This window comes from Pediococcus ethanolidurans (assembly GCF_001437405.1).
Lineage (GTDB): Bacteria > Bacillota > Bacilli > Lactobacillales > Lactobacillaceae > Pediococcus > Pediococcus ethanolidurans.
Genome location: NZ_JQBY01000042.1, coordinates 1 through 7,870, shown reverse-complemented (window position 1 = coordinate 7,870; position 7,870 = coordinate 1). Strand labels below are relative to the sequence as shown.

At 41.7% G+C, this 7,870-nt stretch carries 7 protein-coding genes and 1 riboswitch; all 7 genes read left to right on the top strand.

The genetic code is table 11. From position 1 onward, the window contains the following. Positions 1-153: 153 nt before the first annotated feature. A riboswitch (Lysine riboswitch) is annotated at positions 154-337 on the top strand. 107 nt (positions 338-444) lie between these two features. Continuing rightward, a complete protein-coding gene (gene lysA / locus IV87_RS10560) occupies positions 445-1,749 on the top strand; it encodes a diaminopimelate decarboxylase (RefSeq protein ID WP_057808077.1) in 1,305 nt (434 codons plus the stop codon). Positions 1,750-1,868: 119 nt separating this feature from the next. Beyond that, positions 1,869-2,579, top strand: a complete 711-nt coding sequence (gene dapD, locus IV87_RS10555; protein WP_057808076.1) for a 2,3,4,5-tetrahydropyridine-2,6-dicarboxylate N-acetyltransferase — start codon at positions 1,869-1,871, stop codon at positions 2,577-2,579. Between the two features lie 15 nt (positions 2,580-2,594). Then, on the top strand, positions 2,595-3,752 hold the full coding sequence (locus tag IV87_RS10550; protein WP_057808073.1) for an N-acetyldiaminopimelate deacetylase: 1,158 nt from the start codon (positions 2,595-2,597) through the stop codon (positions 3,750-3,752). A gap of 9 nt (positions 3,753-3,761) precedes the next feature. Beyond that, on the top strand, positions 3,762-4,694 hold the full coding sequence (gene dapA / locus IV87_RS10545; protein WP_371862122.1) for a 4-hydroxy-tetrahydrodipicolinate synthase: 933 nt from the start codon (positions 3,762-3,764) through the stop codon (positions 4,692-4,694). Then, on the top strand, positions 4,687-5,463 hold the full coding sequence (gene dapB, locus IV87_RS10540) for a 4-hydroxy-tetrahydrodipicolinate reductase (RefSeq protein WP_057808069.1): 777 nt from the start codon (positions 4,687-4,689) through the stop codon (positions 5,461-5,463). Before dapA ends, dapB begins: the two co-directional genes overlap by 8 nt. A gap of 19 nt (positions 5,464-5,482) precedes the next feature. After that, positions 5,483-6,676 (top strand): aminotransferase class I/II-fold pyridoxal phosphate-dependent enzyme, encoded by a 1,194-nt coding sequence (locus IV87_RS10535; RefSeq protein ID WP_057808067.1) that lies wholly within the window; start codon positions 5,483-5,485, stop codon positions 6,674-6,676. Positions 6,677-6,708: 32 nt separating this feature from the next. Beyond that, positions 6,709-7,776: an aspartate-semialdehyde dehydrogenase gene (locus IV87_RS10530; protein WP_057808065.1), complete on the top strand. Its 1,068-nt coding sequence runs from the start codon at positions 6,709-6,711 to the stop codon at positions 7,774-7,776. The last annotated feature ends 94 nt before the right edge of the window (positions 7,777-7,870 follow it).

The following is a 7,870-nucleotide window of genomic DNA, read 5'->3' as shown; positions in this document are numbered from 1 at the left end:
TTGCTGGAAGACGGTATTTTAATCTAATTTTATTACCAAAAACGCATTTGTATTAGGCCGCTAAAAAATAATTAGTCACTTTCAAGCTTCAAGATAAATCACTTTTATGAAATTCAAGACTTGACTATCTGTGAGAAGTATTATAAGCTTTTTAATAATTTAAGAGGTTGCAACCAACAAGAGTAACTAGTGAAGTTTCTATCAAACGATGAAGCTGGTGAAAGGGGCGGTTGCCGAAGCGTCGGATCTGGATAGAGGTTCGGTGTGCTGGGACGCAGTTTAAGAGATTGCGGACTGTCGCAGCAAAACATGTCGGCTGCGGGGCGCTATCGACAATTGATACAGAATAATAATGAACTCATTCTGGGATCTTTTTGTTTGCGCTAAACAAAAAGATCTCTTTTTTGTTTAACAAAATAATTTTAAAACTGGTGGGAAAAACAAATGAATGAGCAACACACACAACAAGTAAATACAACGAATCATTTAATAATTGATGGGGCAGATGCCGTAGACTTAGCAAAAACGTATGGCACACCTTTAATTGCTTATGACGTTTCTGCTATTCGTCAACAAATTCGACGTTTCAAAAAGGTGTTTGAGAGTAATCACGTTGCTTATGCTGTAAGCTATGCAAGCAAAGCATTCGCGACAGTTGGCATGTTTCAACTTGTTAACCAAGAAGATGCGCACATTGATGTGGTATCAGGTGGTGAACTTTACACCGCAATTCAGGCCGACTTTCCGATGGAAAAAATTAGCTTTCACGGTAACAACAAGTCACGTGAAGAACTGGAAATGGCTGTGGATCATCATATTGGCGTTATTATTTTAGATAATTTTCATGAAATTGATCTCTTAAGTGCAATTTTAGAAGCAAAGCACGAGACAGTTAAAGTGATGCTGCGGTTGACGCCAGGGGTATCTGCGCATACGCATAAATATGACCAAACTGGCCAAGAAGACAGCAAGTTTGGGTTTGATATTCGATCTGGCCAAGCACAACAGGCCTTGCAAAAAGTACTGGCTGACACTCATATGGATATGATCGGCATTCATGCGCACATCGGATCGCAAATTTTTAAAGTTAACGGTTTTGTGTTGGCGGCCCAAAAATTGGTTGATTTGGCGGCCGACTGGCAAACTAAGTTTAACTTTGAAACCCGCGTTTTAAATGTGGGTGGCGGCTTTGGCATTCGCTATACCCAGGAGGACGACCCAATTGCACCAGAACAATTTGTTGATGCCATTGTAAAAACGGTGCAAAAACAGGTTAGTTTGCGACAAATAAAAATGCCAGCCATTTGGATTGAACCGGGGCGCTCAATTGCGGGGCCTGCTGGTTACAGTTTATACACAGTGGGATCACGCAAAGAAGTTCCTGGCATTCGTCCCTATGTGACCATTGATGGTGGCATGGGTGATAATATTCGCCCCGCGCTTTATGAGGCACAATACGAAGCAGTTTTGGCAGATCGGGTTAACGCCAAACCAGAAGAAACGGTTAGAATTGCGGGAAAATATTGCGAGTCGGGAGATATATTGATTCAAAAACAAGCACTGCCTAAATCTCATTCGGGTGAAGTGCTGGCACTCTTGGCCACTGGTGCATACGGGTATTCCATGGCTTCAAATTATAATCGTAATCCAAGACCCGCCGTTGTTTTTGTAGAAAAAGGACAGGCAAAATTAATTGTTAAACGCGAAAGCTATCAAGACCTTGTGAGTTTGGATTGTAGTTTTGTTTAACCTTTAAATGCCATATAATGTAGAAGGATCTTAAAATTTTAAAGTTCAGATAAACATTGAATTTTATAATGAAGTTATTACGAAAATAAAAAAGTTTATATAAAGGAAGGATTTTATTCATGGCACAGTTAGATGCACGTGAAATCATTGATTTTATCAGTAACGCAAAGAAGAAGACGCCAGTGAAAGTTTACTTGAAGGGTGACCTGGACAAACTTGACGTTCCTAAAAACATTCGAACATTTATTGAAACTAAAACAGGAACAGTTTTTGGTGACTGGGCGGATGTTAAACCTTTCCTTGAAGCTAATAAAGCAGTTATTGAAGATTATGAGGTTGAAAATGATGGTCGTAATTCAGCCGTACCGCTATTGGACACTAAAAATATCAATGCACGAATCGAACCAGGTGCCATTATCCGTGATCAGGTTGTCATTGGTGACAATGCAGTGATTATGATGGGAGCTTTAATCAATATCGGGGCTGAAGTTGGCGAAGATACGATGATTGATATGGGCGTTGTGATGGGTGGCCGTGCCATCGTAGGTAAACACGCTCATATTGGTGCCGGAACGGTATTAGCTGGGGTGGTTGAACCAGCTTCAGCACAACCAGTACGAGTTGATGATAACGTCATGATTGGTGCCAATGCAGTTGTACTGGAAGGTGTCCATGTTGGTGAAGGTGCTGTTGTGGCTGCTGGAGCTGTAGTGACTCATGACGTTGCACCTTACACAATGGTGGCTGGCGTGCCAGCTCGTAAAATGAAAGATATTGATGATCAAACCCGTTCAAAAACAGAGCTTGAGGATACATTAAGAAAACTGTAAGGGGATGGCTAAATAATGACGTTAACAGAACCGCAGTTAGTGAAAATCTATCAAAGTTTGCACCAAATTCCTGAGTTGGCAATGCAGGAAACAGAAACCCATGCTTTTCTTAAAAAAACGGTCCAGCAATTTGAACAAACTTATCTAGAAGTTCAAACGCCCAAAGAAATGCCAACTGCGTTACTCGTTTTAGTTCATGGTAGTGACCCCAAACGCACAATTGGCTATCGAAGCGATATTGATGGTTTGCCAGTTGAAGAACAGACGGGATTACCGTTTGCTTCAAAACATCCCCAAGTCATGCATGCTTGTGGACATGACATTCACATGACGGTGGCACTCGGGTTATTAAGCTATTTTGCTAGCCAGCAACCCAAAGACAATCTGTTATTTTTCTTTCAACCAGCTGAAGAAAGTTTGAACGGTGGCAAAACGGCCTACGAAAAACAAATTTTCACGAACAAATGGTGTCCTGATGAATTTTATGGATTACACGATAATCCAGATCTACCAACGGGTGCGATTGGCTGTCGGATGGGAACGTTGTTTGCCGGAACGACAGAAGTGGATGTGGATTTCTATGGAAAAGGTGGCCATGCGGCTTTTCCACAGAATGCTAATGACATGGTGGTTGCGGCTAGTCAGTTTATCAATCAGATTCAGACGATTGTTTCACGAAGTGTTGATCCCATTGAAGGTGGCGTGATTACTTTTGGTAAGTTTGACGCGGGCAGCATTCGTAATGTGATTGCTGGTCAAGCTCATCTTGAAGGAACCATTCGGGGACTGACACAAAAAATGATTGAACATATTGATCAACGCATTCAAGAAGTTGCGGATGGTATTGCCCAAAGTTATCAAGCAAAAGTGGTCGTCAAACTTAATCAAGGCGGTTATTGGCCAGTAGAAAATGATCCTGAGTTGACACGTAATTTCATCACTTATATGAAAAGTGCTAAAAATGTGCAGTTTATAGAAACTAAACCTGCAATGACCGGAGAAGACTTTGGCTATCTATTAGCCAAATTTCCGGGAACGATGTTTTGGTTGGGTGTGGAAGATAATTCACAGTTGCATTCTGCAACATTAAAACCCAATCCCCAAGCTATTCAAATTGGAATTCAGGCAATTAAAGGATTTCTATTAAATCGCATGCAAGAAAAAGAAAATTAGGAGGGAAGAATACGAATGTTTAAAAATGCAGATATTTTAACGGCCATTGTGACACCTTTTAATGACCAAAATCGAATTGATTTTGATGCTCTTGAAACATTGACTAATCACTTACTGAAAACTGGTAGTCACGGCTTCATTATTGGCGGAACTACGGGTGAAACTCCCAATTTAACTCATGATGAAAAAATAGAGTTGTACACAAGGTTTGCTAAAATTGTGGCTGGTCGGGTACCCGTTATTGCAGGTACTGGTAGTAATAATACTTTGCAAACCACTGAATTTACAAAAGAAGTTGGTCAAATCAGTGGGATTGATATGGCTTTAGTGGTGGTGCCTTATTACAATAAACCTAATCAACGAGGGATGGTTGCTCACTTTACCACGGTGGCTGATGCATCACCAATCCCCGTAGCAATTTATAATATTCCCGGTCGTACCGGGGTCACAATGGCAAATGACACAGTTGTCAAACTTGCTCAACATCCTAATATTCAAGCAGTTAAACAATGTACATCTTTGGAAGATTTAGCGTACTTGGTTCAAAATACACCGGATGATTTCATGGTTTACACGGGTGAAGATGCGCAAGCGTTACCTGGAATTGCCATTGGTGCACAAGGTGTAGTTTCGGTAGCTGCTCACGTTTATGGACACGATATGCGCCAAATGCTTGATGCATTTTATGCTGGTAACACAGCGTTGGCTGGTGAATTACAGCGTAAATTAATACCCAAGATGCAGGCTTTGTTCTTGTATCCGTCACCTTCTCCAGTAAAAGCTGTTTTAAATGCTCAGGGTTATCATGTTGGTGGGTGCCAGTTACCAATTCTACCTTTGAATAACGCAGAACGAGTAACGCTGGCCCGGGCATTAGATTTAAAGGATGATGCACTTGAGAGTAAGGGCGATTTAGCCGAGTTAGGAGTTAAACATGATTAAAATAATTGTTGCTGGTTTTCGTGGCTCAATGGGTCAAAAAACACTGAATCTTATCAAAAAAACGACCGATTTTAAACTGGTGGGTGTGTTTAGCCCAGATGCAACGGATACTGATCCAACAAGTTATGGGTTAGATACAGAAGTTCAAGTTTTTAATAACTTGAATGTTACGCCCACTAAAGCAGATGTGTGGGTTGATTTCAGCACACCGGCTGGAGTTTTTGATAATGCTAAATTTGCTTTGAAAAATCATATTCGACCAGTTATCGGAACTAGTGGGTTAACTGACCAACAGGTAACTGATTTAAAAACTTACGCTAAAGAACAAAATACAGCGGGGTTGATTGTGCCTAACTTTGGCATTTCGGCAGTTTTATTAATGAAATTTGCTAAAGAAGCTGCAACTTATTTCCCAGATGTTGAAATTATTGAAATGCATCATGAAGACAAGTTAGATGCACCGTCTGGAACGGCATTAAGCACCGCTAAACAAATAAGTGAAGTGCGTGAGGCCAATGATGCTCCTAAATTTAAAGAGACCTTAGAAGGCGCACGAGGTGCCGATTATAAGGGTATCCGAATTCATTCAGTTCGGCTCCCAGGTTACGTTGCGCACGAACAGGTTTTGTTTGGTGGCCAAGGTGAAGCACTGACCATTCGACAAGACTCGTTTACACGTGATTCCTTTATGACGGGTGTAGCAGTTGCTGTTCATAAAGTTGGTGCATTAAAAGAACTGACAGTTGGTTTAGAGAATGTTTTATCGTAAAAATTAAGGAGTGGTTAATATGCCTAAGTTAAGTGCAGCATTACAAGGACAAGTAAATCAGAAATTAAACTCAATTGGACCATCTGGTATTCGTGCATTTGATCAAAAAATTTCAGGAATTCCTGGATTAGTTAAATTGACTCTTGGTGAACCTGGATTCAATACACCAGAACATGTTAAAGAGGCAGGCATTCGCAGTATTCGTGAAAATGATTCCCATTACTCAGCTCAAAAAGGAACACCAGCGTTACGAAATGCAATCAGCGGCTTTTTGAAAAAACGTCATGGATTAGACTATGATCCAGAAACGGAAATTGTCGCAACAATTGGTGCAACAGAAGCATTAGCAGCTAGTTTAGCGGCGATGCTAAATCCTGGCGATAAAGTCATTATTCCAACCCCTGCTTTTGCTTTGTATGTTCCACTAGTGACAATTGCTGGTGGTATTCCAGTGGAAGTGGATACTTCAAAAGATAACTTTGTGTTGACTGCTGCAAAGTTGACGGAAACTCTTGAACACGAAGGGGATGCGGTTAAGGCTTTAATTTTGACGTATCCTAATAATCCTACCGGTGTAGAGTACTCTGAAAAAGAACTGCAAGCTTTAGCAGATGTGATTGCTAAACGGCCAATGTTTGTTGTGGCAGATGAAATTTATAGTGAACTTACATATGGTGTAACCCACCATTCAATCGCGGCAATGATTCCAGAACAAACAATTTTGATTAATGGTTTATCAAAATCACATGCCATGACTGGTTATCGAGTCGGTTATATTGCAGCACCCGCAGACTTTGTTAAAAATGCTGCTAAAATGCATGCGTTTTTGGTCACAGCTCCTTCAAATCCTGCTCAGGCGGCAGCTGCCGAAGCATTAGCGAATGGGTTGGATGATCCAAAGGAAATGTGCGTGCAATATAAGAAGAGTCGCGATTATGTCATTGCCTGCTTGGACAAATTAGGCTTTGAGACGGTTCCACCTAAGGGTGCCTTTTATATCTTCGCTAAAATTCCAGCGAGATATACACAAAACTCAGTTGATTTTTCTACAGAACTTGCGGAAAAAGGTAAAGTTGGTGTGATTCCAGGAAGTGCATTTGGACCTGGTGGCGAAGGCTATATTCGAATTTCTTATGCGGCAAGTGTGGAAGATTTGCATGCGGCCATGGCTAATATGGCGGCCTTTGTCGATGCAGAAGCAACAATTGCCTAACCAAATAAAGTTAAATTAAGAAGGCTAATTAGATGAGAGAATATAATGTAGCAATTTTAGGGGCCACTGGTGCTGTGGGAACCCGTTTAATTCAGCAATTAGAACAATCCACAATTCCAGTCAAATCAGTGAAGTTCCTGGCTTCATCCCGATCGGCTGGTAAGCAGTTGGCATTTAAAGGAAATCCGATCACGGTTGAAGAGGCCACCCCAGATTCTTTTGAAGGTGTTGATTTGGTTTTGGCTTCTGCTGGCGGGGCAGTTTCAAAACGTTTTTTGCCAGAGGCTGTTAAACGTGGTGCAGTGTGTGTGGATAATACAAGTGCGTTTCGAATGGATCCAGATGTGCCATTGGTGGTTCCTGAAGTGAATGAATCGGCACTGGAACGCCATCATGGAATTATTGCCAATCCAAATTGTTCAACGATTCAAATGGTGGTAGCACTAGAACCAATTCGTCAAGCATTTGGGCTGAAACAAGTGATTGTGTCAACCTATCAGGCGGCGTCGGGTGCTGGCCAACAGGCGTGGAATGAGATGAATGCACAGGCACAACAGCATTTGAATGGTGAAAAGATGACAAGTACCATTTATCCTGTGAAGGGTGAAGCAAAACATTATCCATTGGCATTTAATTTGTTGCCTCAGATTGATGTGTTTGAAGATGGTGGCTATACACATGAAGAATGGAAAATGATTCATGAAACCAAGAAAATTATGTTGGATGATATGGATGCAAAGGCTATTAAGGTGACGGCAACTTGTGTGCGAGTTCCGGTGGGAATTGGTCATGGCGAGGCAGTTTACTTTGAAGTGAAAGATGAGCAGAATGCGAGCCGAGAAAAGATTCAGCAGTTGTTGGCAAAGGCGCCTGGAGTGGTGTTGCAGGATGATCCGGCTAAGCAGTTGTATCCACAGCCAATTTATGCGGAAGGAAAGCGAGAGACGTTTGTGGGGCGTGTGCGAGCGGATGAGGAGAATCCGGGTAACTACCATATGTGGGTGGTGTCGGATAACTTGTTGAAGGGCGCGGCCTGGAATACGGTGCAGATTGCGGAGAAGTTGGTGGAAAAGAACCTAATGAGCGTAACAAAGCGGTAGTCAAAAAATATAAGCAAGGTGGAAGCGGGATTGCATCCCGCTGGGAGCCTTGCTTATATTTTTTGGGTCTCTGTCAAATCGTATTGGTGGAGAT